Source organism: Pseudomonas sp. GL-R-19 (genome assembly GCF_019956375.1).
GTDB lineage: Bacteria > Pseudomonadota > Gammaproteobacteria > Pseudomonadales > Pseudomonadaceae > Aquipseudomonas.
In genome coordinates, this window is record NZ_JAHBDJ010000040.1 from 21,878 (window position 1) to 42,228 (window position 20,351).

The 20,351-nt window shown below is 59.4% G+C and carries 24 protein-coding genes; 11 read left to right on the forward strand and 13 right to left on the reverse strand.

Features of this window, described 5'->3' with window-relative positions; all coding sequences use genetic code 11:
* Window positions 1-36: 36 nt before the first annotated feature.
* The gene (locus tag KGA83_RS20140; RefSeq protein WP_115948261.1) at window positions 37-792 is read right to left on the reverse strand and encodes a spermidine synthase; all 756 of its coding nucleotides are present in this window, start codon (window positions 790-792) and stop codon (window positions 37-39) included.
* A 150-nt stretch (window positions 793-942) separates the two neighbouring features.
* Between KGA83_RS20140 and KGA83_RS20145 the strand changes: the two genes are divergently transcribed.
* Window positions 943-2,289, forward strand: coding sequence for a class II 3-deoxy-7-phosphoheptulonate synthase (locus tag KGA83_RS20145; RefSeq protein WP_108219634.1), 1,347 nt, complete (start codon window positions 943-945; stop codon window positions 2,287-2,289).
* 102 nt (window positions 2,290-2,391) lie between these two features.
* Here the strand turns inward: KGA83_RS20145 and KGA83_RS20150 are convergent, their stop codons facing one another.
* Window positions 2,392-3,621 (reverse strand): winged helix-turn-helix domain-containing protein, encoded by a 1,230-nt coding sequence (locus KGA83_RS20150; protein ID WP_223530649.1) that lies wholly within the window; start codon window positions 3,619-3,621, stop codon window positions 2,392-2,394.
* Window positions 3,622-3,685: 64 nt separating this feature from the next.
* Complete coding sequence (locus KGA83_RS20155) at window positions 3,686-3,901, reverse strand: DUF1127 domain-containing protein (protein ID WP_046043392.1); 216 nt, start codon at window positions 3,899-3,901, stop codon at window positions 3,686-3,688.
* Window positions 3,902-3,996: 95 nt separating this feature from the next.
* Between KGA83_RS20155 and KGA83_RS20160 the strand changes: the two genes are divergently transcribed.
* Window positions 3,997-4,851, forward strand: coding sequence for a LysR substrate-binding domain-containing protein (locus KGA83_RS20160; protein ID WP_223530651.1), 855 nt, complete (start codon window positions 3,997-3,999; stop codon window positions 4,849-4,851).
* Here KGA83_RS20160 and KGA83_RS20165 read toward each other — a convergent pair.
* Window positions 4,841-5,590, reverse strand: coding sequence for a sulfite exporter TauE/SafE family protein (locus tag KGA83_RS20165; RefSeq protein ID WP_115948263.1), 750 nt, complete (start codon window positions 5,588-5,590; stop codon window positions 4,841-4,843). The genes KGA83_RS20160 and KGA83_RS20165 overlap by 11 nt on opposite strands.
* Window positions 5,591-5,701: 111 nt before the next feature.
* On the opposite strand from KGA83_RS20165, the gene KGA83_RS20170 reads away from it, so the two are divergent.
* From KGA83_RS20170 to KGA83_RS20185, 4 genes are all read left to right on the forward strand, one after another.
* Window positions 5,702-6,658, forward strand: coding sequence for a LysR family transcriptional regulator (locus tag KGA83_RS20170; RefSeq protein ID WP_223530653.1), 957 nt, complete (start codon window positions 5,702-5,704; stop codon window positions 6,656-6,658).
* A gap of 67 nt (window positions 6,659-6,725) precedes the next feature.
* A complete protein-coding gene (locus KGA83_RS20175; protein ID WP_008017203.1) occupies window positions 6,726-7,187 on the forward strand; it encodes a MarR family winged helix-turn-helix transcriptional regulator in 462 nt (153 codons plus the stop codon).
* Window positions 7,188-7,534: 347 nt separating this feature from the next.
* Window positions 7,535-7,954 (forward strand): organic hydroperoxide resistance protein, encoded by a 420-nt coding sequence (locus tag KGA83_RS20180; RefSeq protein ID WP_046031808.1) that lies wholly within the window; start codon window positions 7,535-7,537, stop codon window positions 7,952-7,954.
* Window positions 7,955-7,988: 34 nt separating this feature from the next.
* The gene (locus tag KGA83_RS20185; protein WP_223530654.1) at window positions 7,989-9,002 is read left to right on the forward strand and encodes an alpha/beta hydrolase; all 1,014 of its coding nucleotides are present in this window, start codon (window positions 7,989-7,991) and stop codon (window positions 9,000-9,002) included.
* A 187-nt stretch (window positions 9,003-9,189) separates the two neighbouring features.
* On the opposite strand, the gene KGA83_RS20190 is transcribed toward KGA83_RS20185, so the two are convergent.
* Window positions 9,190-9,759, reverse strand: coding sequence for an elongation factor P (locus KGA83_RS20190; protein ID WP_007943632.1), 570 nt, complete (start codon window positions 9,757-9,759; stop codon window positions 9,190-9,192).
* A 48-nt stretch (window positions 9,760-9,807) separates the two neighbouring features.
* Window positions 9,808-10,950, reverse strand: coding sequence for an elongation factor P maturation arginine rhamnosyltransferase EarP (gene earP, locus KGA83_RS20195; protein ID WP_223530656.1), 1,143 nt, complete (start codon window positions 10,948-10,950; stop codon window positions 9,808-9,810).
* Window positions 10,951-11,074: 124 nt separating this feature from the next.
* Between earP and KGA83_RS20200 the strand changes: the two genes are divergently transcribed.
* Window positions 11,075-11,485, forward strand: coding sequence for a hypothetical protein (locus KGA83_RS20200; RefSeq protein WP_115948266.1), 411 nt, complete (start codon window positions 11,075-11,077; stop codon window positions 11,483-11,485).
* A gap of 2 nt (window positions 11,486-11,487) precedes the next feature.
* Entirely contained in the window at window positions 11,488-11,970 is a 483-nt protein-coding gene (locus KGA83_RS20205; protein WP_108219643.1) for a GreA/GreB family elongation factor, read from the forward strand.
* 16 nt (window positions 11,971-11,986) lie between these two features.
* On the opposite strand, the gene cysB is transcribed toward KGA83_RS20205, so the two are convergent.
* The 5 genes from cysB to KGA83_RS20230 all read right to left on the reverse strand — a co-directional run bounded on the left by cysB (window position 11,987) and on the right by KGA83_RS20230 (window position 15,940).
* The gene (gene cysB, locus KGA83_RS20210; RefSeq protein ID WP_007998136.1) at window positions 11,987-12,961 is read right to left on the reverse strand and encodes an HTH-type transcriptional regulator CysB; all 975 of its coding nucleotides are present in this window, start codon (window positions 12,959-12,961) and stop codon (window positions 11,987-11,989) included.
* A 112-nt stretch (window positions 12,962-13,073) separates the two neighbouring features.
* Window positions 13,074-13,577, reverse strand: a complete 504-nt coding sequence (locus tag KGA83_RS20215) for a universal stress protein (protein ID WP_108219644.1) — start codon at window positions 13,575-13,577, stop codon at window positions 13,074-13,076.
* Between the two features lie 95 nt (window positions 13,578-13,672).
* The gene (locus KGA83_RS20220) at window positions 13,673-14,578 is read right to left on the reverse strand and encodes a 5'-nucleotidase (protein WP_115948267.1); all 906 of its coding nucleotides are present in this window, start codon (window positions 14,576-14,578) and stop codon (window positions 13,673-13,675) included.
* Window positions 14,579-14,603: 25 nt separating this feature from the next.
* Window positions 14,604-15,557 (reverse strand): putative 2-dehydropantoate 2-reductase, encoded by a 954-nt coding sequence (locus KGA83_RS20225; RefSeq protein ID WP_115948268.1) that lies wholly within the window; start codon window positions 15,555-15,557, stop codon window positions 14,604-14,606.
* The gene (locus KGA83_RS20230; RefSeq protein WP_095966396.1) at window positions 15,554-15,940 is read right to left on the reverse strand and encodes a thioredoxin family protein; all 387 of its coding nucleotides are present in this window, start codon (window positions 15,938-15,940) and stop codon (window positions 15,554-15,556) included. The genes KGA83_RS20225 and KGA83_RS20230 overlap by 4 nt, the downstream gene beginning before the upstream one ends.
* On the opposite strand from KGA83_RS20230, the gene KGA83_RS20235 reads away from it, so the two are divergent.
* Both KGA83_RS20235 and KGA83_RS20240 read left to right on the forward strand, forming a co-directional pair.
* Entirely contained in the window at window positions 15,939-16,382 is a 444-nt protein-coding gene (locus KGA83_RS20235; RefSeq protein WP_115948269.1) for a PilZ domain-containing protein, read from the forward strand. The two genes, KGA83_RS20230 and KGA83_RS20235, sit on opposite strands and share 2 nt — an antisense overlap.
* 188 nt (window positions 16,383-16,570) lie before the next feature.
* Window positions 16,571-17,647, forward strand: coding sequence for a 3-deoxy-7-phosphoheptulonate synthase (locus KGA83_RS20240; RefSeq protein WP_108219649.1), 1,077 nt, complete (start codon window positions 16,571-16,573; stop codon window positions 17,645-17,647).
* 71 nt (window positions 17,648-17,718) lie between these two features.
* Here the strand turns inward: KGA83_RS20240 and KGA83_RS20245 are convergent, their stop codons facing one another.
* Window positions 17,719-18,006, reverse strand: a complete 288-nt coding sequence (locus KGA83_RS20245) for a GNAT family N-acetyltransferase (RefSeq protein ID WP_057397257.1) — start codon at window positions 18,004-18,006, stop codon at window positions 17,719-17,721.
* Window positions 18,007-18,644: 638 nt separating this feature from the next.
* On the opposite strand from KGA83_RS20245, the gene oprI reads away from it, so the two are divergent.
* The gene (gene oprI, locus KGA83_RS20250; protein ID WP_003199355.1) at window positions 18,645-18,896 is read left to right on the forward strand and encodes an outer membrane lipoprotei OprI; all 252 of its coding nucleotides are present in this window, start codon (window positions 18,645-18,647) and stop codon (window positions 18,894-18,896) included.
* Window positions 18,897-19,018: 122 nt separating this feature from the next.
* Here oprI and KGA83_RS20255 read toward each other — a convergent pair whose 3' ends face one another.
* Window positions 19,019-19,993 (reverse strand): L,D-transpeptidase family protein, encoded by a 975-nt coding sequence (locus KGA83_RS20255; protein ID WP_108219650.1) that lies wholly within the window; start codon window positions 19,991-19,993, stop codon window positions 19,019-19,021.
* Window positions 19,994-20,351 lie beyond the last annotated feature (358 nt).

Sequence of the window (20,351 nt, forward strand, 5' to 3'; positions counted from 1 at the left end):
AGCCTTCGGCAGCTCCTACAAGGGGATCTGTGCTCCTCAGGTAGCCGGGCGAATGCACTTGATCAACGACTGCAACGAATACCCCAACCGCGGAGCCAGCGCTTCGGCGCGGGCGATCAGGCCGTCCATGTCCAGTTCCTGATCCAGCTGCGACGGCACGATCAGAATCACGTTACCCTCCTTCACCGGCAGTTCCCAGTAATGTCGGTGGTACAAACCACGCAACAACGCGGCGCCCAAGGGTTTGCCATCGTCGGTAGCCCACTGATTGATGACCAGCCAGCCACCCGGACTCAATCGTTTCTGGCAGTTTTCCAGAAAGCTCCAGGCCAGATGCCCGACACCCGGGCCGACATCGGTGTAAAGGTCGACGAAAATCAGGTCGGCCGACTCAGCCGTGTCGAGCAGTTCCAGGGCATCGCCAACGCGGATGTACAGGCGTGGATCGTCATCCAGCCCCAGGTACTCGATGGCCAGGCGCGGTACGTCCGGGCGCAGTTCGATGGCTTCGACATCTTCCAGCGGCAGGAACTTGAGGCAGGCCTGAGTCAGCGTACCGGCACCGAGACCGAGAAACAGCGCACTTTCCGGTTGCTCGTGGCACAACGCGCCGATCAGCATCGCCCGGGTGTAGTCGTACTCGAGCCAGCTCGGATCGGCCGTGAACACGCAGCTTTGCTCGATGGCATCACCGAACTCGAGAAAACGGTAATCGGCCACTTCCAGCACACGAATCACGCCGAACTCGTCCTGTACCTCGGCGAGCAGATGCTCGACGCGCTCCTCAGTCATTTCATCTCCTGATCGTCACCGGGGCCGGTAACGCAATAACACCGCGTATAGAGAGCGGCAAAGGCGAGATTGTCGGCGAAGCGACGGGAACAGGTCACGCACTAATTTACTGATAACATGGAGGTCCGAGCGAAAACACTAGAGACCGTGATGAGCCAACCGTGGAGCCCTGACAGCTGGCGCGCCCTGCCGATCCAGCAACAACCCCAATACCCCGACGCCGCGCATTTGCAGCAGGTCGAACAGACTCTGGCCAGCTATCCGCCACTGGTGTTTGCCGGTGAAGCCCGGGAGTTGCGCCGTCAGTTTGCCGAGGTGACCCAGGGCCGCGCGTTTCTGTTGCAGGGTGGCGACTGCGCCGAAAGCTTCGCCGAATTCTCCGCGGCGAAAATCCGCGACACCTTCAAGGTGTTGTTGCAGATGGCGATCGTAATGACTTTTGCCGCTGGCTGCCCGGTGGTCAAGGTCGGGCGCATGGCCGGGCAGTTCGCCAAACCCCGCTCGGCCAACGACGAAACCATCGATGGCGTGACCCTGCCAGCCTATCGTGGCGACATCGTCAACGGCATCGGTTTCGACGAAAAAAGCCGCGTGCCGGACCCGGAGCGCCTGTTGCAGTCCTATCACCAGTCCACTGCCACCTTGAACCTGTTGCGCGCGTTCGCCCAGGGCGGTTTTGCCGATCTGCATCAGGTGCACAAGTGGAACCTGGACTTCATTGCCAACTCGGCACTGGCAGAAAAGTACAGCCACCTGGCTGACCGCATCGATGAAACCCTGGCGTTCATGCGTGCCTGCGGCATGGACAGTTCGCCGCAATTGCGTGAAACCAGTTTCTTCACCGCCCACGAAGCGCTGCTGCTGAACTACGAAGAAGCTTTCGTACGTCGCGACAGCCTGACCAACGATTACTACGACTGCTCGGCCCACATGCTGTGGATCGGCGACCGTACGCGCCAGCTCGACGGCGCCCACGTCGAATTCCTGCGCGGGGTGAACAACCCGATCGGGGTCAAGGTCGGCCCGAGCATGAACCCCGACGACCTGATTCGCTTGATCGACGTGCTCAACCCGGACAACGATCCGGGTCGCCTGAACCTGATCGCGCGGATGGGCGCGAACAAGGTCGGCGATCACTTGCCGCAGCTGATCCGCGCCGTCGAGCGGGAAGGCAAGCAAGTGCTGTGGAGTTCCGACCCGATGCACGGCAATACGATCAAGGCCAGCAGCGGCTACAAGACTCGCGACTTCGCGCAGATCCTTGGCGAAGTGAAGCAGTTCTTCCAGGTACACGAAGCCGAAGGCAGTTATGCCGGAGGTATCCATATCGAAATGACCGGGCAGAACGTCACCGAATGCATCGGTGGTGCGCGGCCGATTACCGAAGACGGCTTGTCGGATCGCTACCATACCCATTGCGACCCGCGGATGAATGCCGATCAGTCGCTGGAGCTGGCGTTTTTGATTGCCGAGACACTGAAGCAGGTTCGGCGCTAAACCCCGTCGCCCCCATCGCGAGCAGGCTCGCTCCCACATTGGACCGCGTTCCCCTGTGGGAGCGACGGTGCGGCGATCCGACCTGCTCGCGAAGAGGCCAGCTCAGTCACCATCAATCTGTGCCAATGCCACCCGCAACCTTGCCGCACTCGCCCGCGGGCAATTCAACTGAACCTGCGCCAGCCCCAGCCAATCCGCCATCTGCCGCAGATTGACCGCCAACGCCAGCATCCCCTCCTCGTCCAGCCCCGCCTCCTCCTCATGCACCGCGTGCACCGCCAAACGTCCAGCCTCCCGCTCGGCGCGCAGATCGACTCGCGCGGCAATCCGCTCGTTGTGTAAAAAAGGCAGGACGTAATAGCCGTACACCCGCTTGTCCTGCGGGGTGTAGATCTCCAGCCGATAACGGAAATCAAACAGCCGCTCGGTCCGGCTGCGCTCCCAGATCAGCGAATCGAACGGTGAAAGCAAGGCGCTGGCCGTGACTTTGCGCGGCACTTTTGGCTCGGGCAGACAATAGGCCGGTTGCCGCCAGCCCTCAACTTCACAGGTCAGCAACTCACCAGCCTCGACCAACTCGGCCAATCGCGGGCGACTGTCCGCAGGGTTCAAGCGGAAATAGTCGCGCAAGTCCTTCTCCGTACCGACACCCAAGGCCGTTACCGCATGCCGCAACAGGCCGCGCTGGGCTTCGTCTTCGCCCAGAATGGGTTGGGCAAGCACCGCCGAGGGAATCACCCGCTCCGGCAAATCGTAGAGCCTTTCGAATCCGCGCCGTCCGGCAACGGTCACTTCACCGGCAGCGAACAACCATTCCAGCGCATGCTTTTCCGCGCTCCAGTCCCACCAGGGACCGGCCCGTTCCTGACGGGTCGACAGGCTCCCGGCACCCAGCGCGCCCCGCAGCTCAACTGAAGCCAGCACCCGGCGAATGGTGTCTTGTTGTTCGCGACCAAAACGCGCCAGTTGCTCATAAATGTCTTCGCCACGGCTCGCACGCTGCATGCGCCAACGCATCAACGGGTACATGGAGAGAGGCAATAACGAGGCTTCATGGCCCCAGTACTCGAACAACGTACGGTGCCGGCCCTGACTCCAGGCAGCCTGGTCGAGTAAACCGGAAGAATAGTTACCGAAGCGGGAAAACAGCGGAAGGTAGTGCGAGCGCACCAATGCATTGACTGAATCGATCTGCAAAATGCCCAGCCGTTCGATCAGGCGATTGAGCGCAGCAGCCTTGATCGCCGCTGGCGGCGACCGCCCGTTGAACCCTTGGGCGGCCAGCGCCAGACGCCGAGCCTGTTTGAGGGTAAAGGACAACGTTGCGGGCATGGGTGCCTCCTTGTCTGCTCGCAACCTACCTCACCGGTAAGGGGTTTGTGTAGCGTGGCATTCATCATTTATGCATCGGGTCATTCCAGAACGGCTTGATCGACTCGTTCTCCACATCCGCACGGCTCATGCCGATGTCCTTGAGTGCTTCGTCGCTCAAGCTCGCCAGCAATTCGCGCTCGCGATGCAGTTCGTACCAGCGGCCGACCTTGTGCAGCAGGTCGGATATCACGTGAATCGAGTGTTTTTCTGATCCGTGGAACTCGTGTTGACCTTTCATCTTGTTGCCCTCCGTTTGGATGGCTCCAGTCTCGCGCCGGGTCTAAGATCAATCCAACGAATGTTTCTGATGTCACATATCTCGGAGATTGATGGATGTCCGCCTACCCGAGTATCGATACCGAAGTGTTGCGCACCTTCGTCGCCATCGCCGACCAGGGCGGCTTTACCCGCGCCGGTGAAATGGTCAACCGTACCCAGTCAGCCGTCAGCATGCAGATGAAACGACTGGAAGAAGATGTGCTGCAGCGCCAGTTGTTCCAGCGCGACGGACGGCAGGTACGGCTGACGGCCGAAGGCCAGGTGTTGCTGGGCTATGCGCGACGGATCCTCAAGCTGCATAGCGAAGTGTTCAACACCCTGCGCGAACCCGACATGGTCGGCACTGTGCGCATCGGCACGCCGGACGATTATGTGATGCGGTTCCTCCCGGGGATTCTGCGCCGATTTGCCCAGTCCTACCCGCTGATTCAGATAGAAGTGCACTGCGAATCATCCAAACAACTGCTGATGCGCCAGGACCTGGACCTGTCCATCGTGACCCGCGAACCGGGCAGCGAAATCGGCCAGCTGTTGCGCAAGGAACGTTTTGTCTGGGCCGAAGCGCAATGCTACAGCGCCCATGAACAGACGCCGTTGCCGCTGGCGATGTTCAACAGTGATTGCTTCTGCCGCCTGTGGGCCTGCAATGCACTCGATGCCATGGGTCGCGATTACCGGGTGGCGTACAACAGCGACAGCCTGTCGGCGATCATGGCGGTGGTCGGCGCTGGCCTGGCCGTCACCGCGCAACTTGAAAGCCTGATTACCACGGACATGCGCATCCTCGGTGAGGCCGAGGATCTGCCGCTGCTGCCCGAGGCCAGCATCATGCTCGTGCGCAACCTGCATAACCCGTCGCCGATCACCGAGTGTCTGGCCGAGCACATTGTCGAAGGTTTCAAACCTTGAAGGCGAGCATCGCCGCACAGAACACCAGGAACCCGCAAAACAGCCCGCGCAGCAGCCGCTCCGGCAATGCGTGGGCAACCTTCACGCCCCAACTGATGCTCATCAGCCCGCCGACCGCCAAGGGTAAGCCGATCACCCAACTGACCTGATGGTGCACGGCGTAAGTCACCAGCGTCACTCCGGTACTCGGCAAGGCCAGCGCCAACGACAACCCCTGCGCAACCACCTGGCTGGTGCCGAACAGACTGGTCAGCACCGGCGTCGCCACGACCGCGCCCCCCACGCCGAACAACCCGCCCATCGTGCCGGATGCAGCGCCAAGCACGCCCAGCCAGGGCCATGAGTAGTTCATCTGCGAAGCCGGCGCTGCGCTGGCGGCGAACAGGCGAAGCAAGTTGTAGGCCGCAAGTGCAATTAGAAACGCGACAAAACCTATGCGCATGGTTTGCGCATCAATGCCCACCGCCCAGATCGACCCGAGCCAGGCGAAGCAGAACCCCATGATGGCCAGCGGTAGCGCGTGGCGCAGTTCGATCCGGTTGCGCTGATGATAGCGCCACAGCGCCAGCATCACGTTCGGCACCACCATCACCAGTGCTGTTCCCTGGGCAATCTGCTGATCGAGCCCGAATAGCACGCCCAACAGCGGAATGGCGATCAGGCCGCCGCCGATGCCAAACAACCCGCCGAGCGTGCCCAAGGCAGCGCCGAACGCCAGATACGTCAAGAACTCAATCACAGCATTTTCCCCGTTGCCGTCAGGCCTTTGATCCTACGCAGTTGCTTCTGGCGCGGAAACGCACAGCGACGCACAATGGCTGTGCCAAATTCGCACAAGCGCAAACCTGCCATGAACCCCAATCAACTGACCGACCAACTGGCTTTGTTCCTCGACGTGCTGGAAACCGGCAGTTTTTCCGCCGCCTCGCGCCGTCATCCGCTGACCCCTTCGGCCGTGGCACGGCGCATCGACAGCCTGGAAAACGCGGTCGGCAGTCAGTTGTTCATCCGCAGCACGCATGCGGTACGCGCCACCCCGGCGGGATTGGCCTTTGCCGAGCGAGCACGGCGGATCGTCGCCGAGTTGCGCCTGGCTCGAGCCGAGGCGGTGTCCCTGAGCAGCGTGCCGGAAGGTCTGATTCGTATCGATGCACCAGCAGCCTTTGGGCGCCGGCATCTGGCACCGGTAATTGCCGATTTCCTCATGCTCTATCCCGGGCTCGATGTGCAATTGCACTTGATCGACAGTTTCGTCGACATGCAGGGACAGAACCTCGGCAAGGTCGATCTGGTGCTGCGCGCCGGCCAATTGGCCGACACCCGACTGGTGGCCACGCCGCTGGCGAGCATCGTGCGCATCGCCTGCGCCAGCCCTGAGTATTTGCGGTGTCGCGGCGTACCGACCGATCCCTCACAACTGAATGAACACGACGGACTCGATTGGGATGGCCTGGCCCCGCTGTTCGCCTGGCGCTTCGAGCGGGATGGGCAAATGCAGCTGCACCGGCCGGCGCGGGTCCGCATGAGCGCCAACAATGCCGAGGCACTGGTCTGCGGCGCGCTGGCCGGACTGGGTATCGCGCACCTGCCAACCTGGCTGGCCAGCGAGTACCTGTTGCGGGGTGAGTTGCTGCCGTTGTTCTGCGAAAGCGGCCTGCCGAAACCGGAAAGCACCGGTATCTATGCCTTGCGCCTGGAACAGCAGCCCAACTCCCGCAGTCGCTTGTTACTGGAATACCTGAAAACTCGCTTCAGCCCCGTTCCGCCTTGGGATCTGGTATTGCAAACCCATTTGCAACGGCACTGATCAGAATTATCTGGCGCATTAAAGATTCGCCCGCTAGATTCTTGAAATCACAGATCAAGGCTTCGACATGACCACCGAGCGCAACACTCCAGACAACTGCGACAACCTGCTGCTGGACAATCAGGCCTGCTTCGCACTGCACTCCACTTCGCTGATGATGACCAAGGTCTACAAACCCTTGCTGCAAGCGCTGGGCCTGACCTACCCGCAATACCTGGCGATGATGGTGTTGTGGGAACGGGACGGTTTGACCGTAGGCGAAATCAGCACGCGGTTGCTGACCGATCCAGGCTCGTTGACGCCGCTGCTCAAGCGCCTGGAAGCCGAAGGCTTGCTCAGCCGCACCCGCAGCCGCGAGGACGAGCGTGTGGTGATCGTCGAACTCACCGAGCAGGGCCGAGCCTTGCGCGACAAGGCCCGGGATATCCCCCAGTGCATCCTCGGCGCTAGCGGAATGACGCTGGAGCGCCTGCAAAACCTGCAAGCGGAGCTACAAGAACTGCGTCGTCACCTGCAAGACAGCCTCTGACTTCAAGACCAACAAAGCCCCCCTGTGGGAGCGAGCCTGCTCGCGATGGCAATGTCACATTCAACCTCTACGTTGACTGACACACCGCCATCGCGAGCAGGCTCGCTCCCACACTTGTTTTGCGCGGGACCGAAAAATCGAGTTCGCCACATCTTCTTGAAAAATCCTCCTCGATAGCTCTAGTTCAACACTTCCAACCAAAACGCCCCCGCTGCCTTTTCGTTTTTTCAAATTTCTTTGAAAATTTATCTTGCGCGCAAAATATTAGCGATATACATTTATCTCGCACTTACTTAGCGCGCAAACATTTAGCGCAAACAAACTAAACCCTGAACGAGGCCTTCACCATGCAAACTCTCTACACCGCAATCGCAACCTCCACCGGTGGCCGTGACGGTCGTGCGGTTTCCAGCGACAACATCCTCGACGTCAAACTCGCCACCCCGAAAGAACTCGGCGGCGCCGGCGGCGCAGCCACCAACCCTGAGCAACTGTTCGCCGCAGGCTACTCCGCCTGCTTCATCGGCGCCCTGAAATTCGTGGCCAGCCAGACCAAGCGCAGCATCCCGAACGACGCCTCGATCACCGCCCATGTCGGCATCGGCCAGATCCCCGGCGGCTTCGGTCTGGACATCGACCTGCACATCAGCCTGCCGGGTCTTGAACAAGCCGACGCACAAGCACTGGTCGACGCGGCCCACCAGGTCTGCCCGTACTCCAACGCCACCCGTGGCAACGTCGATGTACGTCTGCACGTAACCGTCTAAGCGCTGACTACCCAGGCCCGAACAGGAAACGAACATGAACATTTTCAGCAAAGTCTTGACCGGTACCCTTCTCGCCTTGTCCATCAGCAACGCGTTTGCAGGTACCGGGGTTGAACACAACACCCAGGCATTCCTCGACGTTCTGAACGCCGGTACCGGCAAGCCGATGGAGCAAATGACGCCCGCCGAGGCCCGCGCCGTTCTGGTAGGCGCGCAGGCCGGGGTGAAGCTGACGCTGCCAAATGCCGATGTCAGCCAGAAGACCATTCAAGTCGACGGCCAACCGATCAGCCTGACCATCGTCCGGCCGGCCGGGGTCAAGGGTGAGTTGCCCGTGTTCATGTTCTTCCACGGCGGTGGCTGGGTACTGGGAGATTTCCCGACCCACGAGCGGCTGGTACGTGACCTGGTGACAGGTTCGGGTGCAGCGGCTGTCTTCGTGAACTACACGCCGTCGCCAGAGGCGCATTACCCGGTGGCGATCAACCAGGCTTACGCCGCGACCCGTTGGGTGGCCGAGCACGGTAAAGAGATCAACGTCGATGGCAAGCGCCTGGCGGTAGCCGGCAACAGTGTCGGCGGCAACATGGCGGCGGTGGTTGCGCTGATGGCCAAGGATAAGGGCACACCGGCGATCAGGTTCCAGGTACTGCTGTGGCCGGTGACTGATGCCAACTTCGAAACGGCGTCCTACAACCAGTTTGCCGAGGGGCACTTCCTCACCAGGAACATGATGAAGTGGTTCTGGGACAACTACACCACCGACGCCAATCAACGGAACGAGATATACGCCTCACCACTGCGTGCGACCACCGCCCAGTTGAAAGGACTGCCTCCAGCGCTGGTGCAGACCGCCGGAGCCGACGTGTTGCGCGACGAAGGTGAAGCCTACGCCCGTAAACTCGATGAAGCCGGTGTGCCGGTGACCTCGGTTCGCTACAACGGCCTGATCCACGACTACGGTTTGCTCAATGTGGTGAGCCAGGTGCCGGCGGTGCGTTCGGCGATGTTGCAGGCGTCTGAAGAACTGAAACAGCACTTGAAATAACACCGCCCAACTGTAGGAGCGAGCCTGCTCGCGATGGACGCCCAGACAACGCGGGCTATTCAGGAAGCTCGCGTTATCGTTAACGCCCATCGCGAGCAGGCTCGCTCCTACAGGAGAACTGGATGTTTCATCCAGGCACAAAAAAGCCCGACTCAATGGTCGGGCTTTTTCATTCCTGAAGCTGTGCTTATTTGGCACGGCCTTTGTAGGAACCGCCTTCGCGGGTATCGATCTCGATCATGTCGCCGATTTCGATGAAGTCAGCAACCGACAGCTCGGTACCGTTCTTCAGTTTGGCAGGCTTCATTACCTTGCCGGAAGTGTCGCCACGAGCGGAACCTTCGGTGTAGTCAACCTGACGCACGATGGTGGTCGGCAGTTCTACGGAAACCAGACGCTCTTCGAAGAAGATCGCTTCGCAAACATCGGTCATGCCTTCTTCAACGAAAGGCAGAACGGCTTCGATGTCTTCAGCGTTCAGCTCGTACATGGTGTAGTCGGTGGTGTCCATGAACGTGTAGGTATCGCCGCTGATGAAGGACAGGGTCGCTTCTTTGCGGTCGAGGATTACGTCGTCCAGTTTGTCGTCGGCGCTGTAAACGATCTCGGTCTTGTAACCGGTCAGCAGGTTCTTCAGCTTGGTCTTCATGATCGCGCTGTTACGACCGGACTTGGTGAATTCAGCTTTCTGAACCAGCCAAGGATCGTTTTCGAGACGAATCACGGTCCCGGGTTTCAGTTCTTTACCAGTTTTCATTGCGAATATCCGAATTTGGATGGGATTTACAAAAATCTAGGCCGCGTATCATATCCAATTTCCATAAAACTGTACCAGCGCCGTGGCAAGATCGGCCTGCAAGGCCTGCTCCAGACACCACGCCTCGGCGTGTTTTTCCAGCTCTGGCCAGTGTTTACGGGTGAATTGCCAGTGGTCGGCCATTTTTTCACCGGCGTTCCACGCGCGCCAGAGACCGCTGATCGCCTCCCGTGCAGGTTCAGAAAGCCCCTTTATATAGACTTCGAGGAAGGCCTCGAGTTTGTCCAGATGGATATCTTCTTCCTGCCGGTAGATGTGCCAGAGAAATGGCCGGCCGGCCCATTGAGCGCGCACAAAGGAGTCTTCGCCGCGCACGGCATTGAAATCGCAACACCACAGCAACAAGTCGTATTGGTCCTGGCGGACGAACGGCAGCACTTGCACGGTCAAGGCATCACGCACATGCACGGCACCGGCCGCCAAACCCTCCACACCGAGCCAACGTTCTACGTCGCCGAGAATCCGCCCTTCCGGCACCAGCAGATGAGTGGTCGTCGAATCGCCTGCCATCCCATCGAGCCAACTGCTCAAACCGGTATTTTCGTAGGCAAACAATGAGATCAACTGCGCACCGGGTGCAGGATCAATCCCCAAACCTTGCAGGAACTCTCTTTGAGCCTGCGGGTTTTGCTGAAATTGCCGACGACGCTCAAGCAACCCGCGCTCACGTAACAACCCGCCAGTGCCCTTCTGGAACCCCGGAAAGAAAAAGAACTTCTGCACGCTTTTGTACTTCACCGAGGGCAAACCGTGGCAGCCGATGACCCAGTCCTCGGCACTCAGGTAATCGAGGTTCATCCACAGCGGCGTTTTTTCCCGCTCGGCCATGGCCTCCATATAGGCGCTCGGCAACTGGCAGGCAAATGCAGCAATCACCACATCGGCCGCTTCGGTCGGCTGCCACTCGGCGGGCCATTGGCGCACTTCGACGTCTTGCTGCCACTGCTGCGCAGCATGGATGTCGATTTCCGGGCACAGGCGCTCGAACGCTCGCAGATCATCGACCCACAGACGCACCGCCACTCCATGCTCGGCCACCAGTTGCCGGGCCAGTCGCCAGGTCACGCCGATGTCGCCGAAGTTGTCGACCACGGTGCAAAAAATATCCCAGCGGGCTTTCATTTCAGGCATTGCAGGCTCCCGTTGGCAAAGGCGCCGATTGTCCGCATAAATTACCCCGTGCAGAAGAGCCGACGGCGATTATTCTTCATGCGACAATCGCCACTCGCCAGTGACCTTTCGCCAAGAGGCAACCATGCCCCACCGCCCCACTCCGCGCCGATCCTTCCCGATCAGCCTCAACGCCCTGCAACTGACCGGCAGCATCGCCCTCGGCATGTGGCTGGGATTCATTGCCATTGTGCTGACCTGCTGGCTCGCATCGCGCCTGCTTTTCAGCGAACAATTGGCATCTGTGGCGGCAGCTGTGGAACAACTGGCCAAACCACCGGTGGTGACTCAACCAGTGCCGGACATCGCGCCACAGAGCCCGCTGTTCGAGCAATACGAAGAAAACCTGCGCAAGAACGAGCAGCAGCAACGGCTCGATCAGGCGCGCAGCAGCAGTCGTAACCTGTCCAACCCAAGCTGTCAGTTCTGGCTGCAACAGGACCGGACTGCCCCCAGCGAAAAAAGCCGCGCCAACGTCCAGCAATTCTGCGATTGATCATGAATAAGCATACCGTCCACCAACTGATTCTCGACAAGCTGCGGATCGATCTCGACATCTCTGAACGGGCCGCACAAACCGCCTACGAAACGGCGACCCATGAAGAAAACATCGCCGAGAACAAATACGACACCCTGGGGCTGGAAGCCTCCTATCTCGCGGCAGGGCAAGCCAGGCGGGTCGAAGAAATTCGCCAGTCACTGAGCCTCTGCCAGAACCTGGCCTTGCGCCCGTATGACGATCAGCGGGGCATCGAAGTGGGCGCGCTGCTCGGGCTCGAGGACGAAAAGGGGCGCGAACAATGGCTGTTTCTTGCCCCCGACGCAGCAGGATTGAAGGTCGATCTGGTGGGGCAACTGATAACCGTCATCACCCCGCGCTCACCGCTGGGCAAAAGCCTGCTGGGCAAGTTCGAGGGCGATGAGGTGGAGATCATGGTGGCGGGCGCTCGGCAACAGTTCGCTGTCACCGAGGTGATTTGACCGGCAGGAAACGTTATCAGTGAACGGGCAGTTCGACGCCGTCGAACAGCTCTTCCAGTTCCTGCTTGTTGTGGCATTGAATGGCCTTGGCCATGACTTCGCGGGTCAGGTGCGGCGCGAACTTCTCGATGAAGTCGCACATGAAACCCCGCAGGAAGGTGCCGCGACGGAAGCCGATCTTGGTCACGCTGGACTCGAACAACTCACTGGCATCGAGCACCACCAGGTCGCTGTCGAGTTTGCTGTCGACGGCCATTTTCGCCACGATGCCCACGCCCAGACCCAGGCGAACATAGGTCTTGATCACGTCGGCGTCGGCGGCGGTGAACACCACTTTCGGCGTCAGGCCACGATGGCTGAACGCTTCGTCGAGTTTCGAACGACCGGTAAAACCGAACACGTACGTCACGATCGGGTACTCGGCCAGCGCTTCGAGGGTCAGTTTCGACAGTTTGGTCAACGGGTGCCCTTGAGGCACGACCACGCAACGGTTCCAGCGGTAGCACGGCATCATCACCAGATCACCGAACAGCTCGAGCGCTTCGGTGGCAATGGCGAAATCCACGGTGCCATCAGCGGCCATTTCGGCGATCTGCATGGGCGATCCCTGGTGCATGTGCAGGGCAACGTCCGGATATTGCTTGATGAAATTGCTGATCACCGGGGGCAATGCATAACGCGCCTGGGTGTGAGTCGTGGCAATCGACAGGGTGCCTTTCTTCTCGTTGGAGAATTCCTGGGCGATCTGCTTGATGCTTTCAACTTTGCGCAGAATTTCGCCAGCGGTGGTGATGATTCGCTCGCCGGCCGGGGTAACGCGGGTCAGGTGCTTGCCGCTGCGGGCGAAAACCTCGACGCCCAGTTCGTCTTCCAACAGACGGATCTGTTTACTGATGCCCGGTTGAGAGGTGTAAAGACTTTGGGCTGTAGCGGAAACGTTGAGGTCGTGGTGCGCCACTTCCCAGATGTAGCGCAATTGTTGAAGCTTCATATGAATCCCTCAAAGCAGGTAGACGCCACGGGCATCAGCGACGGTATATAACTATATTAATGGTACGAAGAATAAATCTAGAACTTTTTTATCAAATTGCCATTATTCTGTTCTAGCGATCCCCTTGCCGACGACGTTGCATCAGCGGCACCAGATAGACCGGTACCTTGGACAGTTGCAGCACACGGGCGGCGGTTCGCCCCAGAGGCGTTTCCGCACCCGCACCGTGGCTGTGACTTCCTACGATCAACAAATCCACGGAGAGTTTCTGCGCCTGGTCCAGAATCACCTGCGATGGGTCGCCCTGCAGCACCCGTACTGCCTGAATCCGCTCCAGGTCGTGCTCCCCTTCATCCCCCAACTCCTCACGAAAACTGTCGAGCACCCGCTGCTCGATACTGGCAATCACCGTATTCAGGCCCTGGCTGTGAAACTCGTTCAGCGCCTGTTCATCGAGATAACTTTCCAGCACCGATTCGGCAAACAACCCCATGGGTTCAACCGCATGCACCACATACAAATCGGCATTGAAGATCCGGGCCAGCTCCAGGGCATGCTGCATCACCACGGGCGCATACAGGCCAAGGTCAGTGGCATACAGCATCGAACGAATCATATGACCTCCTCGACTGCCAACATGGCGGAGATTTGATTCAGCTTAGCAGTGCCTTGGCCACTGCGACGTGCGGCGCAACGCATTGAACGGTGGGCTTAAACCTTTCGCTCGTTGCTTATGCCATGGGGCACGTGACCGGTGGCGACGACTTCACGGGCCAATTCGCAGTGGCCGGCCTGATCGTCGAAAAACACATCGGCGGCGAAGGCTTCGAGAAAGGCTGACTTGGTCAGGCCGCCGAGGAACAGCGACTCATCGAGACGGATATCCCATTCGCGCAACGTGCGAATCACTCGCTCATGAGCCGGCGCCGATCGCGCCGTGACCAGCGCAGTACGGATCGGACAGGCGTCCTCCGGGAACTCACGCTGCAACAGATTGAGGGCGGCGAGAAAGCCCTTGAACGGCCCACCACGCAACGGCTCGCGGGCGGCCTCACGCTCACTGGCCTGGAATGCCTCCAGACCACCGGCCTGATAAATGCGCTCCGACTCATCGGAAAACAGCACCGCGTCTCCGTCGAAGGCGATGCGCAATTCGTCGCTGGCCGCACGACTGGCACCGCCCGACAGAATGGTCGCCGCAGCGAACCCGGCGTCCAGTGCACTGCGTACGTCTTCGGCGTGGGTCGAGAGAAACAGGTCGCAGCCAAAGGCCTTGAGGTAGGGATACGGACTGCGCCCGCCGGCAAAGGCAGCGCGAGAAATTGCCAGGCCATAATGGTCAATCGAGTTGAATACCCGCAGCCCGGTGTCGGCGCTGTTGCGCGACACCAGAATCACCTCGACCCGGGCACGGCCGAGGCTATTGTTGAGGTTCAGGAGTTTGTGCACCAACGCAAAGGCATCGCCGGGTTGGAGGATTTCGTCTTCGTGCTCGATCTGATACTGCCGGTAGGCTTCGACGCCGCTCGACAGATAGACCTTGTGGCTTTCGCTCAGGTCGAACAGCGCCCGCGAAGAAATCGCCAGCACCAGTTTGTCGTCAATTGCCTTTGGCATGCCCTTCCCCCTCAGGTCGGTCGACTCAGGTGTTTCGTCGATCAATGAAACTCAAACTGCGATACAAGGCCTCGATGCGCGGCATCTCACACCCCGTGGCCCTGGCGGCCGCCAGTGGTCGGGCGTAGATGGCGGCCAGCTCCAGCGGTCGCTTTTGCAGGAAATCGTGGTACATGCTCGGCCAGTAGTCAGGCATTTTTTCGGTCACCATGAACAAGTGCTCGGCATACCCCGCCGGTACACCGTGCCCGCACGCGACTGCGCCTTGCACCACTTCAGCCATCAGCGCCTTGATCAGTTCGCGACTGTCGGCATCGGCCATCAACGGTGTGGTGCTCGCACCCAGCAACACCGAGAGACCGTTGTACGGGATATTCCAGACCAGTTTTTGCCAACGCGCCTGATACAAATTCGCCATGGCCTGGGAGTCGAGGCCGGCGTTGCGAAACAGCCCGACACCCTCCTCGACAATCGCAGTGCGTGCCGGCCCGTCGGCGGGACCGCTGTGATAACCAACGTGCACTGCGCCCAGCGCCTGATGGGTAATGACGCCCGGCGCCTCGCGATGGACGCAGATGTAGCAGAGCCCGCCGAGCACATGCAGCGAATCGGGGAGCAACTCACGCAGGCTGTCCTCGACGTCCAGGCCATTTTGCAACAGCAGTACCTTGGCGTTCGGTGCCGCCGCTTGCAGGATGGCGGGTGCCAGGCCTGCATTGCTGGTGGTTTTCGCGCCCACCAGCAGCCAGTCGCAGGGCGGCATGCCTTCGGCGTTCGAATAAGCCTGCACCGGGTTCAGTTTCAGCGCACCGTGGGGCGCGCTATCGACTTGCAACCCGTGCTCGGCCACGGCGCAAAACTCGCTGCGCAGCAGAAAATGCACATCAAAACCGGCACGCGCCAGCATCACCCCGTAGAAACCGCCGATTGCGCCGGTCCCGATAATGCCGATTCTCGGCCTGGCAATTGTCCCCATCATGGCAACTCCTCTGCTGTTCGACTCAACGCCTGGCGCACCGCCCGATTGAGCTCGGTGTCGGTCAGGCGGGATTTCAGTGCTCCAAAGAATTCGCCGTCGCGAACAACAAACAGCGCCGGCAAGTGAAAGACCTGATAACGCTCGACCACCCCGCCGTTGTTGCCGGCGTCGATCCAGCACAGTCGATCGACTGCCAGATCGAGTGCCGGCAATTGCTCACGGGCAAAACGGCAACCGGCGCAGCCGACACTGGTGAAAATAACCAGCGATACGCCGCTCATCGCCAGCAGCCGTTGGTCGGCGTCAAAATCGGTCAGTTCCAATTCGACCACTATACTGGGGAGAACAATGTCAGATGGCCGACACATGGAGTCTGTGTTCATGAGACGTTTTATTCCTCACCCTGACGATGTGCCCGTCGAATTAACGTTGCTGAAACCTGAGTGTATTTCGCGACGACAGCTGCACACTATCAGTCTCGGGGGCATGGCTTGCAATTATCACCGTGCGTGGCGCTACGGCACGGCGCTGGAGGTACGCATGCCGACCGTGAACCCGGACATGCGCTATCTGGGCTATGTCGCCTGGTGCCTGCGGCGCAAACGCGGTTATCTGGTGGGCATCGCCTTTGTCGACGAGCAAACGCTGTTCAGCGCCCGAATGGGCGAGCAGGTGTGCCAGATCGAACACTACTGCCGCCTGCATGACACCCATGACGACTTGCAGGATATCCAGGCCCTGGCCCTCGAATGGGTCCAGGAGCATGCCGACGAGTTCTCTCACGATTCGGTGCAAAGGGCTTTTGCCGAGCCTGTGCCGGATTAGCGGTATTGCCGAAGCGTTTGCCGGTCACGTTGGGGGAAACTCACTGAGAATGGCCCCTAAACCGGTGTCTGCCCATTGTCGAGCCACGGTGTAACGCGCTAAGGTTCGGCTTCCCGACGCGCTTAATTTGCTGTGCTCCGCCGCGCGGGTTCGCTGGCGGCCGGCACCCGTGACCTGACGAGTAAACGATGGCTGATTTACCGATCAACGACCTAAACGTCGCCTCCAACGAGACGCTGATCACTCCCGATCAGCTCAAGCGCGATATTCCCCTGAGCGACGCTGCACTGCGCACCGTCACCAAGGGCCGCGAAGTCATCCGCAACATTCTGGATGGCACCGACCACCGCCTGTTCGTCGTCATCGGGCCTTGCTCGATCCACGACATCAAGGCCGCCCATGAGTATGCCGAGCGCCTGAAGGTTCTCGCTGCTGAAGTGTCCGATACCCTGTATCTGGTCATGCGCGTTTATTTCGAGAAGCCACGTACCACCGTCGGCTGGAAAGGCTTGATCAACGACCCGTACCTGGACGACTCGTTCAAGATCCAGGACGGCTTGCACATCGGTCGCCAGTTGCTGCTGGACCTGGCCGAAAAAGGCCTGCCGACCGCCACCGAAGCCCTCGACCCGATCTCCCCGCAATACTTGCAGGACCTGATCAGCTGGTCGGCCATCGGCGCGCGCACCACCGAATCCCAGACTCACCGTGAAATGGCCTCCGGCCTGTCCTCGGCCGTCGGCTTCAAGAACGGCACCGATGGCGGCCTGACCGTGGCGATCAACGCCCTGCAGTCGGTTTCCAGCCCACACCGCTTCCTGGGCATCAACCAGGAAGGTGGCGTGTCGATCGTGACCACCAAGGGCAATGCCTACGGTCACGTGGTATTGCGCGGCGGCAACGGCAAGCCGAACTACGATTCGGTCAGCGTTGCGCTCTGCGAACAGGCGTTGAACAAGGCGAAGATCAAGCCGAACATCATGGTCGATTGCAGCCACGCCAACTCCAACAAGGATCCGGCCCTGCAACCGCTGGTGATGGAAAACGTCGCCAACCAGATCCTCGAGGGCAACAAATCGATCATCGGCCTGATGGTTGAAAGCCACCTGAACTGGGGCTGCCAGGCGATTCCGAAAGACCTCGCCGACCTGCAATACGGCGTGTCGATCACCGACGCCTGCATCGACTGGACCGCGACCGAAAACACCTTGCGCAGCATGCATGCCAAGCTCAGGGATGTACTGCCTAAACGCGATCGCAGCTGATCGCTTTTAGCGAACACACAAAAACGCCGGACTAAACCCGGCGTTTTTTTATACGTTCGTTTTATTGAAGGTCACTGACTCAGCTTGGCCGCATGCCGCTGGTGACGCTCCATGTAGCGCTCGACGTAGGAACACGATGGAATGACGGTGTAGCCCATTTCCTCCGCGTACTCCAGCGCCTTCTCGGTCAAGGCTGCCGCAATACCGCGACCACGCAACGCGTTGGGCACGAAGGTGCGATAGATATCCAGGGTCTGCTTCCCCAGATCCATATAGGTCAGATAGGCACGATGACCGTCCACAATGGTCTCGAACTGATGACCAGCCTGGTCATGGTGGATGGACAACGCCTCGCTCATCACTACTCCTCGCGGGTCTGGAATTCCGACCCCTACCTTACCGATGTTTTTCCGGCGAAGGAACATCTACGCCACCCCGTGCCTGAATGGACACCGAGAAGAGCTGCACCGATCTCGCGCTACCGAGCACCTACAAATAGTAGGCACCATTGGCAGAAATGCTCAAGGTGCGCTCGTCATCGTGCGGGTTGGCGGGTGCTGCTCCGGATCACGCAGGAATGGCTCGACCGAAGATCACTCCGGGTCGATAGCCTGAACATTGCCGGATGTTGAGACTTAAGACGAGCGCCCATTGTTAAAGTCACCTGAATATCGAGAAAGATATTGAGGGGCGCTACGCAAAAGCCGAACAAAAGTGTAGGCGAATCCATGTAGGCGGCTCTAGCCAGACTGGAAAAAGAGCGGTATACCCAAGGAACTTTTTCTCGTCAGCTGGCTCAGCCACGGGCCTTGCAGCTGGATGTTTTTTAATCAGTTCAGTTAAAAGTTGCTCGAAAAAGAATCAACGCCTACAATTTTTTTTGCTTCTTGCGTCACGTCAGTTTTACTTACTACAAGTAATAGGTAGTATGTACGCCGGCTATTTCCTCAATCGGAGGAGATAGCTACTTAATAGAAAGTCCTTGAAGGGGAACACGATGAACAACGTTCTGAAATTCTCTGCTCTGGCCCTGGCCGCAGTTCTGGCTACCGGTTGCAGCAGCGCATCGAAAGAAACCGAAGCACGTCTGACCGCTACTGAAGACGCAGCTGCTCGCTCCCAGGCTCGTGCAGACGAAGCTTACCGTAAAGCTGATGAAGCTCTGGCTGCTGCTCAAAAAGCACAACAGACTGCTGACGAAGCTAACGAGCGTGCTCTGCGCATGCTGGACAAAGCTAGCCGCAAGTAATAGTCCTTCGGGATTGTTATCAAGCCGACCCATTTTTTGGGTCGGCTTTTTTATTGCCCGGCGTTTCTCCGGGCAATAAAAAACCCGTCGACGCGGTCCGCGCCGACGGGTTCCTTACAAGCTTACTGCATCAGGTCGACCGGAGTGCTCGACACCATCGGTGCAGCGTTGTTGCCCGGCACAGCAATCTCCACCGGCAGGCCGTCTTCAGCGGCAACCACATCACGCACCACATCCCAGTTCATGCGCAGGTTGTTAGTGATGTCTTCACGCTTGAGCATCGCGTTGATGACCGCTGTGTGCTTGTCGACCACCGACGGGTTGCCCTTGTCGTCCAGCGGCGTATGCGCCTCCAGATAGACCTTGCCGCCACTCAAGCCAAACTTGTACGGGTCGTTGATGATCCGCACCGACGTACCGACCGGTACCATGCCCGCCATTTCCAGCACGTTGTTGTTGAACATGCGGAAGCAACCGTGGCTGGTGCGCATGCCGATACCGAACTTCTTGTTCGAACCGTGGATCAGGTAGCCCGGTGTGCCCAGGGTGAACTTGAACGGCCCCAGCGGGTTGTCAGGGCCGGCCGGCACGACGTTGGGCAGCGGATCACCGTCGGCTGCGTGTTCGGCCTTGATCGAAGCCGGAGGCGTCCAGGTCGGGTTCGGCGTCTTGGCGGTGATGCTGGTGTGGGCAATCGGCGAGCCCCAGCCTTCACGACCGATACCCAGCGGGAACGTGTACACCACGTTTTTGCCTTTCGGGTAGTAGTAGAGGCGGTACTCGGCCAGGTTGATCACGATGCCTTCACGCGGGCCTGGTGGCAGGATGAAGCGGGTCGGCAGAATGATTTCCGTGCCGACGCCTGGCAACCAGGCATCGACACCCGGGTTGGCCGCGACCATTTCCGTGTAGCCCAGATCGTAGGCGGTACCAAGGTCGGCGAAGGTATCTTCGTACTTGGCCTTGATCACCTGCACCTGGCCGATGATGTCTTCACCGGGCGGTGGCAGGGGAAACTCCAATGCTGCAACGGGACCGGCCACCAAAAGGGCGGCAAGTGTCAGGCAGCGGGTGACGGCAGGAAAGCGCGACAACATCCGGAAAATCCTTCGCATGATCAACTGAGAGTATAAGCACGCGATTGTACACCGCTGTCCGTTATTTCGGGGAGATGGCCCGATTGCAGGTAATGCAAGGAGATTTTGCGATTGTCCTCGATCCCGTGTGGGAGCGAGCCTGCTCGCGATGGCGTTGTGTCAGGCGATGAGTATTTTGTGGGTGTACATATCCGTTGCTGCGATAACGGCCGCTTATGGTTCCGCCCTTACGGCCAGCCCTTTCAAGGTGTTTTCCCTTTATGGGCCTTGAGCACCCGATCCGTCGACACATGAGCGTGCGCAGCTTTACCGTCCAGCCACTCCTTGGGTTTGGCGATTTTGGGACCACGTATGCTTT